The following is a 20181-nucleotide window of genomic DNA, read 5'->3' as shown; positions in this document are numbered from 1 at the left end:
TCAACAGCCGTTACCAATAACCGCAGATGGGAAGCGGGAAACCAGCGGACAACGCGGACAACTACGGGGGAGTGCGGCAGTGGTGAAGGCTGGCCGTCCGCAGGGCGGATCCAAGGGGCAGACCGGACAGGCCAACGAGCTAGCGGCGTTCCTGCGTGATCTGACGAGGGACTTCACGGTCCGGGAGCTGGCTGAGCGGTACAAGATCAGCAAGACGAGCTGGGGCGAGTACCGCTCGGGGAACAAGACGATCCACCTGCACCTTCTCAAGCGTCTGGTCGACGACCTGGTCCGCGACCCGCGCTCCCATACCGTGCGGTGGGAGCAGGCCCAGTACCTCCACGCCCAGGCAACGGCCGCCCTGCAGCCGCCAGTCCAGCCACAGCCCACCGGCGAGGGCGTCACTCCGCTCGAGGCCGTGGCGCAGGCATCCGCAACGATGGAAGGCGCGGAGCGTCTCGTGCACATGCTGCTCGGCGTCATCGCCGGTCTGCAGATGCACGCCCCTCACCCCACCCCCGTGGACCCCGCGGTCCACCAGACCTCTCCAGCTCCGGGAACCGCGGACGATCAGGCCGCCGACTGGCTGCGGGAAGCGCACCAGCGGCTGCACCAGGTCCGCGATATCCACACCACGCTCAGCCACGTACGCGACCAAGCCGAAACAGCCGCACCCCAGACCACACCGGACCCGGAAGACGCGTTGTCCAGCCGTGACGAAGGCACTTCGCTGCCCGCCCGCGGCACCCAGGCCTCCCGCCCGACCGCCATCCTTCTTTCCGACGCCCGCACAGCACTGGCAGAGCAGTACAGCGCGGTCCGACTTCTCACCGCCCGCTCCGTCGGCGGCGGCACCGCGATCGTGGCCACAACCCACCCCGCCGACGTGCCCGCCCCGCCCCCGAGGGAACCCGGGACCGCGTCACCTTCACACTCACCCCGCCGACGCATCCTCGCTGTCGTCGCGGCCACGCTCACCCTCATCGCCGTTGCCTCGGGCGCCGCAGTCGTCACCACCCTGAACCTCACCGATGCCAAGCACCCCCGGACCGAACAGGCCAAGCAGCCCCCGCCCGCCATCTCCAGTCCGACCCCCTTCCCACCGTCCATCTCTCCGCCGTCCAGCCCCTCACCATCCACCACCACCTCGCCCCCGCCCCGCACTTCCTCGTCACCTCATGCGCGGAACACCGTCGGCACGACCGGCCCCGAGAGTTTCCTCGGCACGTGGGAAGGCGAATACGACGCGCCCGGAGAGCAACTGGCCACCCTGAGTAGCTGTTGTCGTTCCGATCGTGCGGGGTGGGCGTCGAACGGGAGTCTCGATCGGGTGACCGTGGCCGGCTGCGGGCATGAAGGCAGGGCCTCTTGGTAGCTCGGGGTTGCGAAGCCAACCGAGATCCAGGAGACCCTGTTGCCGCAGTTGTACGTGCTCGCGCCGGTGGAGTTCAACTCGGCTGCTCTGTCGTGTGATTGTGTCGCTCACCGGTTCGGGAATGCGGCCGACCATCCGGAGCGTGTTCGGCGGTATCCCTCGGACATGACGGACGCGGAGTGGGCCGTGGTCCGGCCGCTGCTGCCGGTGCCGGGCTGGCTGCGAGGTCGGGGCGGGCAGCCGGAGGCGTACTGCCACCGGGCGATGCTGGACGCGATCCGCTATCTGGTCGACAACGGGATCAAGTGGCGGGCCATGCCGGCCGACTTCCCGCCGTGGGACCGGGTCTATGCGTTCTTCCGCCGCTGGCGCGACCACGCGCTGGTCAGAGAGTTCCACGACCGGCTGCGCGGCCGGGTCCGCGAGGAGTCGGGGCGAGATGCGGAACCGACGGCCGGCGTGATCGACTCGCAGTCCGTCAAGGCGGACGCCGTCGTCGGCGCCGACAGCCGCGGCTTCGACGGCGGCAAGCTGATCAACGGCCGCAAACGGCACGTGGTGGTCGACACCCTCGGCCTGCTGCTGGGCGTGATGGTCACTGCGGCGGACATCGGCGACCGCGCCGCCGCGAAGGTGCTGCTTGAGCGGGTGACCGACGCTCACCACCGGGTGGAACTCGTCTGGGCCGACGGCGGCTACACCGGCAGCCTCGTCAAGCACTGCCTGGCCGCGCTCGCGCTGGTCCTGGCGATCGTCAAGCGGAGCGACGACATGCGCGGCTTCGTGGTGCTGCCCAAGCGGTGGATCGTCGAGCGGCTCTTCGCCCACCTGATGCGAAGCCGCCGTCTGGTGCGTGACTTCGAACGATCCATTAGCAGCGCCGAGGCGATGATCTACTGGTCGATGACCATGATCATGACCCGCCGCCTGGCCCGCTCACGCTCCGCGCGAGGGTGAACCGGCCCGGTGCCGACTCGGCCAGCCAGCCCCGCGCGACCAGGCGTTTCGCCTTCGACCGCAGCCCCTCCACCTTGGCAGGCACCACGTCCAGGCCGAACGCAGTGGCCATCTCCTGACAGGTCAGCGGCCCTTGACCGAGACGGCCCCGATCCTCGATCGCGGCCAGGATGCGCTGGTAGTCCACCGACAGTGCCGTCCCGGCCAGCCCCTCGCGCCACATCGGAACCTGCGACCTCGCCTTCACCACCAGAGGTGCAGACGCCTCCACCTCGGTTCCCGTCACAACACCCTCCGGCACGTCAATGGCGCCCACGCCGGCTGAGTCACCGCCCGGCGCGGACAGCACCGCACCGACACGCTCGCGGGCGATCGTCCACTCCGACCACTCCTGCTCGGCCACCGCGAGCTCGGCCTGGATGCGGTCCGCTTCCTCACGCAGCCCGTCCACACGACGACGAGCGGCAAGCTCGTGCTGTTCCAGCAGTCCGACAACCGACGGCATCCACGGCCTCCACGAGAGCGACGAAACGACACCCCATCACTCCCACACCGACGCCGCCCCTACCCCTGACCAGCGAAAACACAGTCGTCAGACTCGGAAAGACAACAGCGTCTGAGACGGCTCGTGATCCGCAAAGGCACCGACGGCACCCGGACCGCCGACATCCTGACCTCCTCCACTCACGCTCTCTGCCGGTCGACGGCCACCCTCACCACCTCCGGCACACACCTCGTCCTCGCCCCGCGCCCCATCAGCTCCACATCTGACAGCCAGTGCAGCACCACCGACCCCCTCACACTCAGCCACCGAAGCGACTCCGCCATCACCGTCGAGACAGACGGCACCACCTACACCCTCCGGCGCACCGCCCCCGCGGCCCAGACCATCCCGGCTATATTCCTGGGGACCTGGGAGGCCCAGGACGGCGCCGATGCCACCTCCTCCGTCCGCGTCACCATTCGCCAGGGCGCCCCCGGCCGTGCACGCGCAGAGTTTGCCTGGGACGGCGATGTCCACCACTGCCGAGGCTTCTCCGTCCTCGTCTCCATCGACCAGAACCTGCGTTTTGGTCCGGAATCCGTGACCTCCTCCGAACCTGAGAACTTCTGCACCCGCACCCCTACGCGCGTCATGTCCCGGCCTCTGGGATCCACCATGCAGGTGGAAATCGCCCCCGCTGACGGCGAACGTCCCCGATCGCTCACCTTCACCCGCACTGACTGACAGCAGCCCAGTCCCAGGCACAGAAGGGGCGCTCGGTCGCGGATCGAAAGCGTCGCCGTTGCATTCCTGGTCGGTGTCTCTGTGTTTCGCGTGCTCCGCTGTCGTCCCCGCGGCAGGACCTTCGACGGGATCGGCAATTGAGCGACACAGACCCTGCCTACCTAGCCCGCTCAGTCGCAGTTCGGCGTCAGGCCGCGAAACGGCCTGATCCTTAGGATCGCTCTCACAGCAGAATCGAACGGCTCGAACTGCTGGTGATCTACCGTTTGATCACGATCTCGCGGTTCGTCAGGTTCATCCCTTGGCGTCCTTCTGCGGAGAGCTCGTCGTGGGTGGTTCCCGATGAGCTCACATATGACCGTCGTGCAGTTCGTACCGTCAGGTCGTCGATGCTGTACGCAATTCGGGTCGCGAGGGATATGGCGTTCGCGCGTACGACTCGATGTGCCGCGGTGTTGCGAGCAGCCCCTACGGGTGAATCCCCGGAGCATCGCGAACCGAGTCCGCCTCTGGTTGCGTGGTGGCCGTCATGGAGAAGATCACTGGAGAGCATGTGTCCGAGCCCGGCCTGGTCGTTCTCGACATCGCCGCCGCCGATGAAGCCACGGCTCTGCAGGCGATGCAGGAGCTCGGTCGACTGTGGGCCACTTCGGGCGTTGTCCCTGTCTGGCGTGTCCCGGGGGAGGTGGGGGTGCGGGCGCGCCTGTACGCGGATCTCCGGCGTGCCGGCACTGATGAGCCGTAACCCGTCGCTGCCGGTATGAGCCGGGGGAGACCGTGAGATGAGGCAGCCCAGGACCACGTCTATCCGATCTGGCAGCAGTTCACGCACGGGCCAACCGGCCAACCGGTCTCGAGACAGGGGATACGTGCCCACGCCCGCGGGTGTGGGCGGGGGAGGTTGAGTAACGAAAATGGAATGTTGTCGTCTGGGTTAGTCAACGCGCGTAGCGCGCAGCGTGGTTGAGCGGTTTGCTGGTGTCCTCTTGTCCCCCCACAACATCAGGAGATGTCCATGCGCCGTACTGCGCTGGGTCTGGCAGCTGTTGCCGCTGTCATGCCCCGTCCGCTCCAGCCGACACGGCCCCTCGCCTCGGAGAACACCCGGTTCACCGGGCACAGCACAGAAGAGGAACACCCCGCCATGTGGAAGACCACGAAGAAGAGCACCGTCCCGCAGCAGCTGCGCCTCACCGACCCGGGCGTCCGCGAGCAGCTGGAGGCGCTGCCCGCCTCCCCGGTCCTCGGCGGCCTCGGCACCGACCGGCAGCCGGTCTGCTTCGACCTGGACACCGACTCGCCGCACGTCCTGGTCTGCTCCGCCTCCGGCGGAGCACCTCCACCGTCCTGCGGACCCTGGCCGCGCAGTTCCTGCACCACGGCGGAGACGTCCTGGTCCTCGACACCAAGCGCATCTCCCAGTCGTGGGCGCGCGGTCTGCCGGGGGTGACGTACAACAGCGACATCGCCGACATCCACGACGCCCTTCTCGGCCTCCGCGCCGAACTGACGCGCCACGTCGACGAGCACGGCGAAACCGCTGATCTGCCGCACCCGGCAGTGGTGTTCGAGTTCGCCGGCCACACCCTGCGGCAGCTGGCCCGCCACTGGGACAAGGTCCGCCAGGAGGGCGAGCCGAAGACGTCCGCGGCCGTGAACGCGTACGAGGAGCTCCTCTTCGCCGGGCGCGAGGCCCGTATCCACATCCTCGCTGGTGCCCAGAACTACAGCGCCGCGCTGGGACGCGAGCAGTTCTCCACCGTGCTCCTGGGCCGGGTCGCCACCCGCACCTGGAGCCAGGCCGCCCCGCAGGTCGCCACCGTCCCCAAGGCCAGCACTTACCCGGGCCGCTTCCACACCGTGCAGCGCTCCACCGCCCACCCCACGCAGGTCCTGCTCATGAGCGAGACCGAAGCCGCAGCGTGGGCCGCCGCCCCGCAGACCGAAGAGGGCTGAAGCCGAATCTGCCGGAGCGGGCCCTGTCCGGTTCAGCCGACACGATCACCTCGTCCTGGAGAACGCCCGGTTCACCAGGCACCGCACAGAAGAGGAACACCGCACCATGACGAACACCACCGCGCTCCCGTAGATGCTGCACTTCACCGACCCCGGCCTGCGCGAGCAGATAGAGGCGCTGCCCGAAGGGACCGCGCTCATCGGCATCAGCACCACCGGGCGGGCCATCGCCGTCGACCTGGACGCCGAATCCCCGCACGTCCTGGTCTGCACCGCCACCGGCGGCGGCAGCACCACGATGCTGCGCTCCCTCACCGCCCAGTTCCTCCACCAAGCCGCCCACGCCCTGGTCCTCGCCCCCAAGCGGATCTCCCACCTGTGGGCCAAGTCCCTGCCCACGGTGACCCACCGCGGCGACATCGCCGGCATCCACGACGCCCTGGTCCACCTCGCCTCCGAACTGGAGCGCCGCCTCAGCCTCGAAGGCGACCTGCACGACGTACCGCGCCTGATCGTCGCGGTCGACGAGGCCAACACCACGCTGCGCCAGCTCGCCCGCTACTGGGAGACCTTCCGGCAGAAGGACGACCCGAAGACGTCCCCCGCCATCGCCGCCCTCGAGGAAGCCCTCTGGGTCGGACACGCGGCCCGCATCCACGTCATCTTCGACGGACGGCCCCAGGCCACCGTCCTCGCAGGGGCGGCTCACGAGCTGTTCGCCAAGGTGATCCTGGCGCGGTTCACGGGCGACACCTGGCAGCGCCTCGCCCCGATGGCCGGCCCCGCCCCGAAGCAGCGCCCGCACCCGGGCCGCTTCCATGTCATCCAGCACGGCGAGGTTGAGGAGACGCAGGCGATCAGGATGACCGACGCCGACGTCGTCACCTGGCTTACCGACCCGGACGACCCCACAGCCTGACCGAACGTCCGACACATCACGGGCCCCGGGGTTTCGCCATGAGAGCCCTGGGGCCCGGTCGGGCTGGCGCTGTTCAACTGTGCCTTCGAGGAGGTTTGCGGTAGTTCGGTACGCCATCAACCTCAGGTGATGCTCAAGGAGGTGATCCACTACTTGAAGCGCATATGACAAAAGCATAGTCTCCAGATACTCGACCGCCGGGGGGGTGGTCATATGGAAAGGTGTCCCATGGGCATCTATGCACGCAAAACGGTGATGACTTCGTCGGCAGTTGCCCTGCTGCTCTGCATTGGTGCGGCGGGGACGGCGGCGGCAGACACCGAGCCGACATCGCCCGCCGCTCAGATTGCGGAAACCGCGGACGAGCCGACGCCTGAACCTGAAGCCCCGGACCCTGTGGACAACAACGACGGCCCGGAGGACGACACGGTAGAGACTCCGATCACGGAGGCTCCGCATAACGACCCGAGCCGGTGCGATGGCCCCGCGATCAAGCCGTACTACGGCATCACTGGGAAGTCCTCCTACTTCGTACCGTCCTTGTGGAATGGTACAGAATACAAGGACGGGCCGGGGGGAAGCATGACCGTCAGTGTCACCAAGACCGGTACCATCACGGGTACCGTGACGGGAAGCGGCGAATTCTCGGCGGGCGCAATCATCGCGAAGGCCAAGACCACCGTAAGCGTTTCAATCGCGGCTAGCTTCGCCATTGCGGTTGGGCATACATACACCCACGATATCGGCAAGAAGAAGTATGGGCACCTCCAGTATGGTTCCTGGGGCTATAAGCTTTCGTGGGCAAAGTACGCAAGCAGCGCCGACCGCTGCCACATAGTCAAGGTCTCGACAGGGACCGCGAAGCTTCCCACGAAGTCCATGGGATGGAAGTACTGGGAGACAGCATCGTGACATCCATCGGCAGCCTACTGATAGGGCGTGGTCAACTCACGGTCGGGGCTGCCCTGGTGTCGAGTCTGCTCCTCGTGGGCTGCTCATCGGCCCATGACGAACACGCATCCAGCCGGGCCACTCAGACCACACCTTCGCCCTCCGCCAGCAGCACGGCGCCATCACAGCAAGCAGCAGAGCAACGGCTCATTGCTCAGGCGCAGGGTGTCCTGGACACCACAGCTGCTGCTGAGAAGGGGAAGTTCGTCGCTTCGGGCACGGAGCGCGTCCACGATGGACTGCATACGCAGCTCGGACTGAGCAAGGGGATTGAGTACCGCGTGGCGGTCGCGTGCGTCGGGAGCGGCGACGTGGAGGTCTCATTCGATCCTGCGGAGGGAACGAAGTCCAAGACTATTCCATGCGATCGGTCCATGGAGATGGTTCGATTCCCAGGTTCTCCTGACCTACTGCTCGAAGTCTCCGGAAAATCCAACGCAACAGGAGCAATCGCCTGGCGTGTTAGCAAAGTCTGACCGCAGGTGAATAGTGCTGCGGCTGCTCACGAACACAATCCCTGTGAGCAGCCGCAGCTTTCTGCTCTCAGGACGAAGAGGCGGGGAGGCGTTCGCGGACTTGCCGCTGATGGCGAGGCGGACGCTCAACGCGGCGAGGCCTAAAAGCAGGGACATCTGCTCACCGCGCCAGGCCTCTTGGGTGAACTCAGGCAGTGCGTCTGGCGCGCCACGTTGAGTACGCAACCACCAGCTGAACTGGTAGTTGCGGCAGGTCCGGACGCGGGCTGAGCTCCGGCGCGGTTCGGTCGGGGAAATACGGTGCTTGCCCCACCCGATGATGGGGCGAGCGCTGTCCAGTCGGATGACGACGGCGGGCCCGGGGGGCTGGCCTCGGCGCAGTCCGAGCGGGCCTCGGCCTCGGCGCTGTGGCTGCTCCGAGCTTGGCCACGGCATGGGCGCTCGCCGTCGCACTGCGCGAGAGCGACGGCCACGGCACCCCTCGCGGAAGTTCCTCCGCGAAACCGACGGGCACCTGTCCGCACCGGTGGACGGCACCGCCCGCTGCGGTCCACGCCAGCCCGTGCCACCCTGCGCCTTTGCCGGATCGGGAGGTTTCGTACGGGCGGGTGGGATTCTAGGCATGCGCAATAGTTGTGATCTGAGACGTGGCCCTGAACTGCACTGCCGGTCACGGCACTTGACGTGATCGCCTGGATGTTACCCGCTGAAGAACGCCTGTCCCGGAGGTGGGCCGGCGCCCCCGGCCCCGAAGAAGGGTCCGGTGCCTGGCAGGACATTTGAAAACAAGGGAGGGTATCGAAAAGCATGGCCATAGACACCGAGTGATCTTCGAACTACTATTGATTGTTGATCCAGCGGGTAGAGCATAGGAAAATCGGACGCTTCTCGCGGAGTGATGACCGACCCTGGCTGATTTGGTGCACGGAGAATGAGTTGCGCATAATTATAGAGGATGTGCCAGATGATTTCGCTCGGGAGCTCGCCGGCCTCCTTTCGAAAATTGTGAATTCAGCGAACATTGCTGACAATGGCGACTGGACGGCAACTCGAGCCGAACATTTGCTGCGTGATTTGCCTGAGAGCTCTGTCGATTTGCTTCGCAGGGCTGCTGAGGGAAACGGTTGGGTCTGTGTAGACGACCTGCAAGGGGATTCGTCTCTCCGGACGCGCACTACAGCGATTACGAAAGCTCTATCCAGGGGGGCGGGTACCGGGAAATGGTCATCTGAATTGCCTCCCCCTATTCGGTCCCAAAGTGGTTCGAGTGTGCCAAAGGCTACGCGCATAAAGGGCTACATTATGCCGGAGTCGGCAATAGAATCTTTTCGTGTCGCTTTTGAACGGATTGGTATGTGACAGACGTCAGGTGAGGCCCAAAAGGCTGACACCGTCTGTGTGTCCTAGCCTGTGGTGTGGCCGGCGGTCATTGCATGCCGGAAGCGCTGGTCCGGTGCTGGCAGGATGAACGGATGAACGGATGAACGGATGAACGGATGAACGGATGAACGGATGAACGGGTCGACCAGCGTCCGCACCGGCCCGTCCGTACACAACAGTGCGTCGCACAACTCGAACAACGCGTCGCCCCGAGCGGTCAGACACGCATACAACTCCGACCGGAAGTGTGACGCTTCCGCGAACGCATCCCGCAGGACACCCTGATGCACCAAACTCATGACCACGGCCTTCGCGTTGATCCTCTGCCTCTGTGACGGAGCAAAGGATCAGCCGAAGGCCGCTTCCACGTCCGGTGAACTGCGAAGACACCCACCAAGTTCGAGCCGCGTTCGACGGCGGACCATAAACGACAAGCTTATGGACGGGTGTGGGCTTGACGAGCTGTCCTCGATGAGCGGTCAGGGACGGTTGACCGTACGGTCGGGAGGGGTGCCCTGACAGGACGGCATTCTCTGGGTTGGCCCCGCGGTCACTTCGCACGTGCGCGGGGCCAACTGCTGTCCGGATGAGCCAGCGTGCCGAACGGGCTCCCGCGTTCGGCCCGACAGAGGCGGTTCAGGGTGCGGTGGTGGGTACGGCCCGGCAGGCCGGTGCGCATGCCCAGAGTTCGGTCGGCTCGGTGAGGATTCCAAGGCCGGTGGAGAAGGTCCCGAGCGGCCGGTCGGCGCGCAGCCGGGCGTTGCAGAGCGCGCAGTTCCATCCTCTGATCTGGTCGAGCGTCAGGCTCTCCAGGACGAGAGGGAGGGCTGTACGAGGACCCTGCACGTTCTGGAGTGCCTCGCGCAGAACCATGGTGCTGGTGAGGGGGCGGTGCGCGCTGACGAGCCAGTAGGGGCCCGGGGGTGACTGCCGGGTTTCCGGGGGTACGACAACGTGGTTCGTGTCTCCCAGCGGCTGGGTCTGCGGGATGTCCCATTCGCGGGTGCTGCCGGCCGGTACGAGGAAGTACATCGTGCGAGCGGCGGGGTCCACGAGAACGGGGCCTGCTGCGGTGCCGAGGCGTTCGAGAGCCTGCAGGCCGAGAAACCGTGATACCCGGATTGCGTCCCAGTCTTTCCCCGCGGCCACAATGCGGGTTCCGGCTGCGCCGGGGGTTCCGTTCTCAGTGGTGCTGGCAGTGTGTTTCATGACGGTCCCCTGGTCGACGGCGTGAGTGGCGACCGTAGGGACCGGCCCGTACGACGGCTCGTACTCGGGGTACGGGCGTACTGCCCGTACGAGTACGGGCCGCGGTCACAGCAGGTGCAGCCGTTCGGCCAGGGCGACGGCCTGCCGGCGGTAGGTCGGGCGCGCCTGCCGGACCAGTGACGTGGCCAGGGTGTGGGCGAGTGGGCTGCGTTCGAGGTCCTCGGGTGCGAGCTGTTCCAACTCCAGGAGGTGGACCAGGACGGCGGCGTAGTCGCGGCGCAGGTCGTAGCAGGCGGCGACTTCCATGCCGAAGGTGAAGGTCCGCTCGTTGGAGGGGATCTGGCTGATGTCCACTTGGTCGGCGAGGCGAAGCCCTTCGAGGGCGTCGCCGTCCGCCATCTCGACCGAGAGGGCATGGAGCTGGACGTTGGTGGGCCCGAACACAGTCCGCAGCACGTTGCCCTCTCCGGCCCGCCGCGCGAGCGGCAGCACCTTGTTCAGCCGGTCGCGGGCCGCCCAGGACCGTTCTGTCTTCGCCTCGGCCACCGCGACGACGAGTTCGAGCGCCCCCTTCACCGCCACCGTCTCGGTCGTGTCCTTGGTCGCCCGATCGAGCTGGGCCGCGGCGGTCATCGCGACGTCAACGGCGTCGGCTTCACTGCCGGGCTGTGAGAGCAGCGCGTGCCCCGCGTTCCAGTGCGCCACCGCGATACGCAAAGCGTCGTCCGCGTCCTCCGCCGCGCGCAGCGCCCGGTCGGCCGACATCAGCGCCAGGTCTGTGCGGCCGGCACGGCGACAGTAGGACCGCAGCATGCCGTAGAGATCAGCGGCCGAACGCAGTACGTCGCGCCGCTCGTCGGCATCGGGGCTCGCGCGCAAGGCCCTGACGGCTCCCTCGACGTCGCGGATCAGGTCCGGTAAGAGGCTCTCCGCGACGGTGAAACGGGTGGGGGAGGACTGCCAGATCCGCCAGATACTCTCGACCCGCTCCCGCAGGCTGGCGGCGGTGAGCGGGGCTGACGGCGGCCCGTGGTATCCCAGCAGAGCCTGCGTCACCCGGGACCCCACGGCAGGCGGTACGGATTCCGCGGTCACGGGGACACCGCCCATCAGAGCGGCGACAGGCAGGCGGAGTTCGGCCGCGAGCCGGGCCATGACCTCACGGGCCGGGGTCTTCAGGCCGCGCTCGATCTGGGACAGGTACTCCGTACTGATCCCGCACAGGCCGGCTACCACCGCCTGGGTGCGCCCCTGCTCGATCCGACTCTGACGGATACGGTCGCTGACGGGCAGCGTGGGCCGGTCCATCGTGGCCCTCCCTCGATCGCAGGTGTCCGGCCAGCGTAGAACCGCCTTGGACGTGGGGGACCGGCATTCACCCAACGTGTGACACCGTAGAGCTCCGCTACTGACCGCAGATACTCGGAGGCCGCAGGTGAAGCTCGTTCTCTGGGACATCGACCACACCCTGATCGCCACCCGCGGGGTCGGGCGGGAGCTGTTCGGCCAGTGCTTCGAGCACGTCACCGGGCAGCCCATGCAGCAGCAGGCCCTGGTCGACGGCATGACCGAACCCGTCATCTTCCGCGAGACCGCACGCCTCCACGGCATCGACACCGACCGGGCCCAGTTCGAAGCGTTCGCCCGCTGCTCGGCCCAACGCCACCAGGCACACGCCCACGAGCTGCGCGACCGCGGCCACGCCCTGCCCGGCGCGGCCGCCGCGCTCGCGGCGGTAGCCGAGATGGACGACGCCCTGCAAAGCGTCGTCACCGGCAACATCCGCCCGGTTGCCGAGATCAAGCTCGCCGTCTTCGGACTCGACGCTCACATCCAGTTCTCCTGCGGCGGCTACGGCGAGGACCACGATGAACGGGCCGAACTCGTCCGAACGGCAATGACACGGACCGCCCGGACATGGGGAACACCGCTGAGCCCGGCTGATGTCCTGCTGATCGGTGACACTCCGGCTGATATCGCGGCCGGCCGGGAAGCCGGTGTTCCTGTCCTGGCGGTCGCCACCGGAAGAACTGCACTCCCCGAACTCCAGCAGGCCGAGCCCACCATGGCGGTCACCGATCTCCGGGACCTGGCGCCGCTGCTTGCGCTGCTGACCTGACCCTCTCGACGCGAAGCCAGCGAACAGACGGTGATCACCTGAAGCTGCGCCGGCCGTGACGCGGGATCGGACCAGGCGCCCGCGCCCGTCCTTCCGGCGCGCGCCGAACGCGCGTGGGGAGCTCGGGAGTCAAGTCCGTCCTTCGCGTCTTCAACGACGCTGAGATACGGGATGGACACTCATCCCGGCGGGGCGCTGCGACTGCTGAACCGCATGGAGAAGCGCATTTTGCTCCGCCTACCGGGTTCGACTCTGCGGCCTCTCGTGGCAGCGCAGCAGCCAGCTCGTCACTCGGCCCGATCCGCAGACCGGTGTTGAGGCCGTGCCCGTCACCCGTTCGAGGTACCGGGGGTGTACGGCTGCGGTGGATTCGTTGACAAGTTCGCGGACCCCGCAGGTCGCTTGAGGGGGATCGCAGGGGGAGCGCAGGGGTGGCGGTGCTTCACGCGGGTGTACTTCGGGATCGGTGAATTCAATGTCTTCGCCGCTGTTGCCCGATTCCGCTGACCGAATCCGATCGGTTGGTGACCCATTTCGCAACGGAATTCCGCTATCTGATCACTGTAGAGGGGGTGGGCACCCATACCCACGACGCTACTTTCCGGCACCAAGCGCGTGCGGAAGGTAGTACATTCCGATACCCGGTCTTGGCCGGGCAGGCAAAGACCCCGGCTGCTGGTTGGTCGCCTCACCGGGGTCTCTTGTCGCTCTTCAACATCAGCTCGAAACCGAAGGAAAAGGAATCCTTGTGTCTCTCCACCGACGCCAAACTCATCTTCCGGCACACGCTTCTACGATTGCGCGGAATCTGAGCCGTGAACGTATCATCCCTGCTCTGCGCCTGGTTCAAACGTCACAGTGGGATGTCATGGCTGTCACGGTGCGCGGAAGTCTGCTCGTCGTCCTGATTTCTCTTCCCATGCTCGCGATCCCGGGCTTTCTCGCCTCCGGGGTGCTGCCTTTCCTGGCGCTTTTCCTGACGGCCTCTCACGGATCACTGCTGGTCCGCCGCCGGGTCCGCCTGCGCTGACCTGACGACGTCGTGGGGCGGGAGTACTGCTCCCGCCCCACGACGAGCCTCAGATCCATCACCGCGCCAACCGGGCGGGCGGGCACAGATACCCGCCCCAGCACCCCCGAAAGAGGACTCCCGTGTCCATCCGTTCGCACTCCGGCTCCGATCGGCCCGCCCGGAACGGCCCCGCCATCGACGCCAACCGGGCCACCCGCTGCACGGAAGGGCTCCGCGACATCGCTGAAGACGTCATCGTGGTCGCTGACGCATTCATCAACCGCACCTCCGACACCGCTGCACCGGCCACCGAACTACTCTCCTTCGTCAACAACCTCGACACGCTCATGCAGGAAGCCGTCGCCGCACTCGTCGTCCGCCAGAGGTCCGAGGGCAAACCACTCGGCCCCCTCGCAGCCAAGCTGAACCTCAGCGAAGACCGGCTGCGCAAGAAGTACGACCCCCAGACCATCGACGTCGCTCTCAGAGTGCGGAACGTTGGTTCTTGTCCGTTTCGTAGTTGAGATTGGGCAAGGGGTGCTGGTCGCGGGCGAGGGGCGGCCTTCATGCGCCGGGTCGGACGAACAGGCCGGGTTCGGGTTCGACGAGGATGCCCCGGCTGACCAGGCGTTTCATCTTGGAGCGGATGCCTTCGGTGTTCTTCGGGAGAATCGGCAGGTCGAGGGCCTGGCAGAGGTCGCGGGCGCGCATCGGCCGGCCCGCGTCGGCCAGGGCGGTGAGGATCTGCTGGTAGGCGGGGTGGTCCGGGATGTCGGGGCGGTCCGGCTCGGTGCCGGATGAGAGTGCGGGGAGAGCGAGGAGGGTCTTGCGGGTGATCCGCAGGTTCTCGCTCTCCGCGTCGATCTCGCCGAGCTGCCGGGTGAGGTCCTCGATGCGGGCCCGGAACTGCTCGGCTTGGTCGGCCAGTTCGCGCTCGCGGGTCTCGATGTGTTCCAGGATGGGTTTGACCTGTGGGTTCTCGCTCATGCGGTCCTCCAGGAGGCGAGGGTGGCTCCGGTGAGGCGGCGGCTCATGACGGAGGCCATCGCCCACAGCACGCGGGAGCGGGAGGAGGCGGGAGCGTGTTCGTAGTCGCGGACGAGACGGCGGTAGAACATCAGGATCCCGTTCGTCTGCTCCACGATCCACCGCTTGGCTTGCGGGACGAACCCGCTCTGGTCCGGGTTGCGTTCGACGATCTCGACGTCGATGCCGTGGTTCTTGCCGCGCTCGACGACGCTCTTCTTGAAGCCCTGGTCGACCAGAGCCTTGGTCACCGTGTCGCACTGCTCGGCGACGCCGTCCAGCAGGGCGATGCCGGCGGTGTTCTCGTGCTCGGAGGCGGGCAGGACGACGCAGTCGATGACCAGGCCCAAGACGTCCACGGCCAGGCATCTCTTCCGGCCCGGCACACGTTTCGCGGCATCCTTGCCGGTCGTCGTGGCGGGGACGCCGACGGAGGCGTGGATGCTCTGCGTGTCCAGGACCACCAGGCTCGGGTCGGCTAACCGCTTCCGCTTCTCCCGCAGCTGCCAGCGCAGCAGGTCGTGAATGTCCTGGTCGGTGCCCTCGTCGCGCCAGAGGTAGAAGTAGTACTTCACCGCTCCGGGCGGGGGCATGTCGTGGGGCAGGAACTCCCACTGACAGCCCGTGCGGTTCTGGTAGAGAATCGCGTTCACGATCTCCCGCATCGCGTACTTGCCCTGGTGCCCGCTGACCGACGGATGCCGGGCCTTCCACGCCGTGATCACGGGGTCAACGAGCTCCCACTGCTCGTCGGTGAGATCGCTCGGGTACGGCTTGCGCATGCTCATGCCACAACCCAAGCGAACCTCGAACGCCTGACCGGCGACGATGCCCCAACGTCACACCATCGAGCGATGACAAGACCGGCAGAACGCCACATCCCGTACTCTTAGGTGTTTGTAGTACGCCAACCCACCCCGATCCGTACCCGCCGACGCATCGGCAACAGGCAGGCAGCGGAGGGCGGGCCGGGCGTGTCGCGCAGCCCCTCGCGGGTGACCGGTGGGGGCTGAGGCGGCTTCGCGTGCGGCTCTGCGGGACCGGCGCGGACCGTAGGCGGCAGCAGCGGCTCTGAGTCTCGGGTGGTGCCGACCGTGACGATCAAAACCAAGGAAGCGTGGCTGATGCCGGTGGGCGGTTCCGCCGCCCGGCCTGGCGGCCGATCGGCTCCGGCGCCTCTGCACGTCGAATTAAAGCGGCCCCATATCGGAGCGTCCTTGCCGTGGCTGAAACATTTCGGGTCGCGCAATTCTGAATTGGGAGTGTTCAATGAACGGCGGATCCGATGATCAAGGAGACGCCGTTCATTGAACACTCCCGTTGTCGTAGTCGCTGTTGCCGCAGTTGACCTTGACCGACAGGTAAGCGGGGATCTCGTTCATGATGCGGATCGTAGGGAGCGAAACGGGCTTGGTGTTCCATACGCTCTCCAGAGCTGGAACAGGAATCACGCCCACTCCAGCCCTAGTGTCCTGAGTCGTTAGTTCGCGTGCGGTTGTAGAGTGTGGCGATGCCTGGTCCGAAGCCGTTGTCGCTGGAGCTATCCGATCACGAACGCAGCGTGCTGCGGGGCTGGTTACGCAAGCAGACGGCGTCGCAGGCACTGGTGCTGCGGTCGAGGATTGTGCTGGCGTGTGCAGAGGGCCGGTCGAACGCGCGGGTCGCGGACGACCTGGGTGTCTCGCGGGAGACGGTGCGCAAGTGGCGGTCCCGGTTCGCCGCGGACCGGCTGGAGGGTCTGGTGGACCGGCCGCGTTCGGGTGCACCGCGGAAGATCACGGATGAGCAGGTCGAAGCCTTGGTCGCCAGGACGCTGGGCCAGAGCCCACCAACAGGCGATTCGCACTGGTCGACACGTTCGATGGCCCAGGCCCAGGGCATGTCGCAGTCGGCCGTCTCGCGGATCTGGCGGGCGTTCGGCCTCAAGCCCCACATCGTGGAGACGTGGAAGCTGTCGACCGATCCGCAGTTCGTGACCAAGGTCCGTGACGTGGTGGGCATTTACCTGTCGCCGCCGGAGAACGCGCTGGTCCTGGCAGTGGACGAGAAGTCGCAGATCCAGGCCCTGGACCGAACCCAGCCCGTCCTGCCGATGGCACCGACTACAGCCGGCGAAGATGACGCACGACTACGTCCGGCACGGCACGACCAGCCTGTTCGCCGCCCTCGACATCGCCTCCGGATCAGTCATAGCCCAGCACTACCGCCGCCACCGCCACCAGGAGTTCCTCCGCTTCCTGAAGGTCATCGACGCCGCCGTCCCCAAGGACCTCGAACTTCACCTGGTCCTGGACAACTACGCCACCCACAAGACCGAACCGGTCAAGAAGTGGCTGCTGCGGCACCCCCGCTTCCACCTGCACTTCACCCCCACCTCGGCGTCCTGGCTCAACCTCGTCGAGCGCTGGTTCGCCGAGCTGACCTCCCGCAAACTCCGCCGCTCGGCCCACCGCAGCGTCATCGAACTCGAACGCGACATCCGCCGCTGGATCAACGAGTGGAACAAGAACCCCAAGCCGTTCGTCTGGACGAAGACCGCCGACGACATCCTCGACACACTCGCCGCATACTGCACACGAATTAACGACTCAGGACACTAGGCTGGCGAGGGTGGTGAGCTGGTCCTCGCTCAGCTTGTCGCGCCTGTTTTTGTGGTTGCTGAGGAACACACCCAGGCGCACGGTCGTTCCGTCGGGCAGTTCTTCGGCGTGCTGTCTTCCGACGGTGGTCTTCCTTTCCCGCGCGATGTACTGCCGTAGGGCTTGTACGCCTCGTTGGAAGGCTTCGGAGTCCTTCCCGGCCCCAGCCTTCGTCGCACTCCGCGCTGCACTCTTACGGGCCTTTGCAGCCGCCCGTGGCCGTACTCCCAGCTCCTCCAGTCGCCGCCGCTGTTCCGCGTTGAGCTGTGTCCGGTCCCGCGTCTGCCGGAGGACCCAGCGGCCGATGTCGTCGCCGCGGTAGGTGACTCCGGGCTGGATGTCCTCCAGCGTGTTCCCGGCCCCTAGGAGGGCGTGCAGGCCGGTGTAGCAGCGTTGCCAGTCCACGGTCCATCCGAGCAGTCGCGGGTTCCAGTCCGGGTCGATCGCGGCGAGCTGCTCCGCCCGCCGCTGTGCCCGGTCGGTGTCCTTGCCGAGGCCGCCGAGGCCGGCGGAGGTTGGTGAGCCATTGGCCGATGGGTCGGTCGAGGGCGGTGGCGTGCCGGGGCGCGGCCAGGGTTCCGGCCTCCGCGTAGTACGCACGCGCGGCGGCGAGGTTCTCCTCGAAGGCGGCGTCGGCGGTGTCCCATACGATCCCGAGCTCTTCGAGCTCGTCGGCGCGCTCGCCGTTCATGGTCCCGGCCCGGTAGGAGCGGCGCTGGTCGGACAGCCACCTGCCGAGGGGGTAGGCGCCCTCGGTGTGCTCGTAGGGCACGTCCAGGTCGCCCTCGCGCTCGAAGTAGCGGCGGGCGGCGTCGTAGCCGCGCTGCCAGTCCTGGCGCTCGGTGCTGATGACGTTGAACCGCACCCACTTCGCGATCATCACCGGATCTCGGGGTGCCGCGAACCGCAGCAGCGGCCGCGTGTCCTCCTGCCCTTCCTCCGGCGGGGGGCCGATCGGAGGCGACGGATCAACGACCGCCTTCTGCTGTTCCTGCGGAATGGCAAGCAGCTCGATAGCGCGCTCATCGTGCGCCCGAAGCCCCTCCAAAACCTTCACCAAGGGCCTATACGAATTGGAAGTGAGCATGTCTTCCGGCTTTTCACGCGGCGCGAGAAAGACAGGCACAATCAGCGTCGCCATCTTCCCCTCTCCGGGCTTTTGCCGCAGCGCCCGTCCGATCGCCTGGACGATGTCGACGGCCGACCCCTTCGGGTCGAGGAGAGCGACGGAATCGACGGCCCGGATGTCGACGCCTTCGCCCAGGACGCGGCAGTTGGACAGCACCGCATGCCCCGCGCGCCGGCCGAAGTCGGCGAGGACCTGGCGCCGGTGGTCGGCCTCATGGTCCCCGCACAGCCAGTTGGCCCACACCCGCTCCGGATACCGCTCCGAGTCCGCCGCGTGGAGCCGCCTCGCGACCCGGCCCAGCCCTTCCGCGAACGCAGCCGCCTCGGCCGTGCGGTGGTGAAAGGTGATGGTGGTCTGCAGCCCGTGCTCAGCCATCGTCTCCAGCAGCGCGGCCTGCAGCGCGCCCATACGCTCGCCGCGGACGTCCTCGTCCCGCTTCTGCGGCCCGGACAGCCGGGCCGGGGTGACGACCGGGTCGGTGAGCTCCACGACCACGACCTGATACCGCGCCAGGAGGCCCCGGGACACGGCCGATGCGAGCGACAACTCGTAGACGACCGGGCCGAACACCTTGGGATCATCCATCGAGCAGGCCAGCTCCTGCGGCAACCGGTCCCGCAGCACCCCTGCCCTGTCCTGCCGCTCCGCCCAGGAGAGCCGCGGCGGCCGCTCCTTCCAGATCCTGGGCGTAGCGGTCATATAGAGCCGGCGCATCGCGGGGATGACGTCCTGGTCGTGGACGGCGGCCCACGCCTTTCCTGCCGATCCACTTGTTCTGTGGGCTTCGTCGACGACCACGAGGTCGAAGACGTCCATGGGCAGCCCGTAGGTCCCCTCGTGGGCTTCTGCCAGGACGGGCAGGGAGGCGTAGGTGGCGTAGACGGTCACCGGCCCTCGCCCGTGCCACAGCGCCAGCTGCGGGGCACTGGTGGTGGAGCGAACCTTGAGGTCCCACAGATGCGGGTCGTCTTCCAGCGAGCAGACGGTGACTGCCGGGCCGTGGTGGCCGCCCGCCCGCCATTCCCGCACGGTCTGCGTCAGCAGATCCAGGGTCGGCAGGAGGACCAGGACCCGTCCGTTGCGGGCCAGGCGGAGCGCGGAGTGCGCGGCGATGAACGTCTTGCCCGTGCCGCACGCCGCCACCACAGTGGCCCGCAGCCCGGCGGGTGGGATCTTCTTCCCCGGCGGGATATCAAGCCCGCGCACGACAGCATCCACAGCTTCGATCTGGTGAGGTCGGAGCGTGAATCTCTCTGCACTCGCCATATCGGATCTCCGAGAATCCAGGAATGAACGGTCGGCCATCAAAGGCAGTGGCAATCTGTTCGGGATACTACACAGCACATCGATGATGCATGATGTGACGCATGTGAGGTTGATGCACGGGTATCATCGTAGCGGGTCGGTGTTCACCAGAGGGAGTTTCAGGCGATCTCGTCCTGGCGATGGAGTCGCCCCGAGCAGGGGTGATGGTCTGTCTGGTGCGGGTGGAGCGAAGCGGAATCCGCACCCTCAGGTCCGGGGTAGGCACTCGGTCCAGGGTGATGGGGTGTCATGGCTCGGGGGTAGATGTGTTCTCGGGATGCTACACAGACCAGCGGTGATGCACCGTCACCCTGTAGCCAGCCGTTCCGGCGGAGCCGGAACCGGGTGGGGGAGCGAAGCGGACCCGCCCCGCTGTTCGGGCTGGAGCGAAGCGGAGGCCCGTGGATTGGAGCGAAGCGGAAATCAGAAAGCCGCGAAGCGGCTTTCCATCACTTCGGCCGGGCTGCGAAGCAGCCCGGTTCACTTCCCATCGCGCAGCG

At 66.9% G+C, this 20181-nt stretch carries 17 protein-coding genes and 2 pseudogenes; 12 read left to right on the top strand and 7 right to left on the bottom strand.

Annotation, left to right across the window (positions count from 1 at the left end; all coding sequences use genetic code 11):
• Positions 1 to 79: 79 nt before the first annotated feature.
• Positions 80 to 1375, top strand: a complete 1296-nt coding sequence (locus tag RLT59_RS37845; protein WP_311308020.1) for a hypothetical protein — start codon at positions 80 to 82, stop codon at positions 1373 to 1375.
• Between the two features lie 165 nt (positions 1376 to 1540).
• Positions 1541 to 2332: an IS5 family transposase gene (locus tag RLT59_RS37840; protein ID WP_311308019.1), complete on the top strand. Its 792-nt coding sequence runs from the start codon at positions 1541 to 1543 to the stop codon at positions 2330 to 2332.
• Here RLT59_RS37840 and RLT59_RS37835 read toward each other — a convergent pair.
• Positions 2289 to 2837, bottom strand: a complete 549-nt coding sequence (locus tag RLT59_RS37835; RefSeq protein ID WP_311304304.1) for a hypothetical protein — start codon at positions 2835 to 2837, stop codon at positions 2289 to 2291. The two genes, RLT59_RS37840 and RLT59_RS37835, sit on opposite strands and share 44 nt — an antisense overlap.
• A gap of 123 nt (positions 2838 to 2960) precedes the next feature.
• Between RLT59_RS37835 and RLT59_RS37830 the strand changes: the two genes are divergently transcribed.
• The 6 genes from RLT59_RS37830 to RLT59_RS37805 all read left to right on the top strand — a co-directional run bounded on the left by RLT59_RS37830 (position 2961) and on the right by RLT59_RS37805 (position 7347).
• Positions 2961 to 3560 carry a hypothetical protein gene (locus RLT59_RS37830; RefSeq protein ID WP_311308018.1) on the top strand — a complete coding sequence of 200 codons (600 nt, stop codon included), beginning with the start codon at positions 2961 to 2963 and terminating at the stop codon, positions 3558 to 3560.
• 529 nt (positions 3561 to 4089) lie between these two features.
• Positions 4090 to 4305, top strand: a complete 216-nt coding sequence (locus RLT59_RS37825) for a DUF6207 family protein (RefSeq protein ID WP_311308017.1) — start codon at positions 4090 to 4092, stop codon at positions 4303 to 4305.
• A 270-nt stretch (positions 4306 to 4575) separates the two neighbouring features.
• A complete protein-coding gene (locus tag RLT59_RS37820) occupies positions 4576 to 5010 on the top strand; it encodes a hypothetical protein (protein WP_311308016.1) in 435 nt (144 codons plus the stop codon).
• A complete protein-coding gene (locus tag RLT59_RS37815) occupies positions 5007 to 5516 on the top strand; it encodes a hypothetical protein (protein WP_311308015.1) in 510 nt (169 codons plus the stop codon). Before RLT59_RS37820 ends, RLT59_RS37815 begins: the two co-directional genes overlap by 4 nt.
• 133 nt (positions 5517 to 5649) lie before the next feature.
• Complete coding sequence (locus RLT59_RS37810) at positions 5650 to 6435, top strand: hypothetical protein (RefSeq protein WP_311308014.1); 786 nt, start codon at positions 5650 to 5652, stop codon at positions 6433 to 6435.
• 228 nt (positions 6436 to 6663) lie between these two features.
• A complete protein-coding gene (locus tag RLT59_RS37805; RefSeq protein WP_311308013.1) occupies positions 6664 to 7347 on the top strand; it encodes a hypothetical protein in 684 nt (227 codons plus the stop codon).
• A gap of 2035 nt (positions 7348 to 9382) precedes the next feature.
• Here RLT59_RS37805 and RLT59_RS37800 read toward each other — a convergent pair.
• The 3 genes and pseudogenes from RLT59_RS37800 to RLT59_RS37790 all read right to left on the bottom strand — a co-directional run.
• Positions 9383 to 9541 (bottom strand): annotated as a pseudogene (locus RLT59_RS37800) (transposase); the annotation flags it as partial.
• Positions 9542 to 9878: 337 nt separating this feature from the next.
• Positions 9879 to 10295 carry a hypothetical protein gene (locus RLT59_RS37795; protein WP_311308012.1) on the bottom strand — a complete coding sequence of 139 codons (417 nt, stop codon included), beginning with the start codon at positions 10293 to 10295 and terminating at the stop codon, positions 9879 to 9881.
• A 261-nt stretch (positions 10296 to 10556) separates the two neighbouring features.
• Entirely contained in the window at positions 10557 to 11759 is a 1203-nt protein-coding gene (locus tag RLT59_RS37790) for a helix-turn-helix domain-containing protein (RefSeq protein WP_311308011.1), read from the bottom strand.
• Between the two features lie 127 nt (positions 11760 to 11886).
• On the opposite strand from RLT59_RS37790, the gene RLT59_RS37785 reads away from it, so the two are divergent.
• From RLT59_RS37785 to RLT59_RS37775, 3 genes are all read left to right on the top strand, one after another.
• Entirely contained in the window at positions 11887 to 12570 is a 684-nt protein-coding gene (locus tag RLT59_RS37785) for an HAD family hydrolase (RefSeq protein ID WP_311308010.1), read from the top strand.
• A gap of 868 nt (positions 12571 to 13438) precedes the next feature.
• Entirely contained in the window at positions 13439 to 13600 is a 162-nt protein-coding gene (locus RLT59_RS37780; protein ID WP_311308009.1) for a hypothetical protein, read from the top strand.
• A gap of 122 nt (positions 13601 to 13722) precedes the next feature.
• Positions 13723 to 14106 (top strand): hypothetical protein, encoded by a 384-nt coding sequence (locus RLT59_RS37775; protein ID WP_311308008.1) that lies wholly within the window; start codon positions 13723 to 13725, stop codon positions 14104 to 14106.
• A 40-nt stretch (positions 14107 to 14146) separates the two neighbouring features.
• Here RLT59_RS37775 and RLT59_RS37770 read toward each other — a convergent pair whose 3' ends face one another.
• On the bottom strand, positions 14147 to 14569 hold the full coding sequence (locus RLT59_RS37770; RefSeq protein ID WP_311308007.1) for a prefoldin domain-containing protein: 423 nt from the start codon (positions 14567 to 14569) through the stop codon (positions 14147 to 14149).
• Entirely contained in the window at positions 14566 to 15396 is an 831-nt protein-coding gene (locus RLT59_RS37765; protein ID WP_311308006.1) for an IS5 family transposase, read from the bottom strand. The genes RLT59_RS37770 and RLT59_RS37765 overlap by 4 nt, the downstream gene beginning before the upstream one ends.
• 722 nt (positions 15397 to 16118) lie before the next feature.
• On the opposite strand from RLT59_RS37765, the pseudogene RLT59_RS37760 reads away from it, so the two are divergent.
• Positions 16119 to 17208, top strand: a pseudogene (locus RLT59_RS37760) (IS630 family transposase).
• A 232-nt stretch (positions 17209 to 17440) separates the two neighbouring features.
• Here RLT59_RS37760 and RLT59_RS37755 read toward each other — a convergent pair.
• Complete coding sequence (locus tag RLT59_RS37755) at positions 17441 to 19582, bottom strand: DEAD/DEAH box helicase (protein ID WP_399127073.1); 2142 nt, start codon at positions 19580 to 19582, stop codon at positions 17441 to 17443.
• Positions 19583 to 20181 lie beyond the last annotated feature (599 nt).

This window comes from Streptomyces sp. ITFR-6, assembly GCF_031844725.1.
Classification (GTDB): domain Bacteria; phylum Actinomycetota; class Actinomycetes; order Streptomycetales; family Streptomycetaceae; genus Streptomyces.
This window is presented reverse-complemented; position numbering and strand designations above follow the sequence as displayed.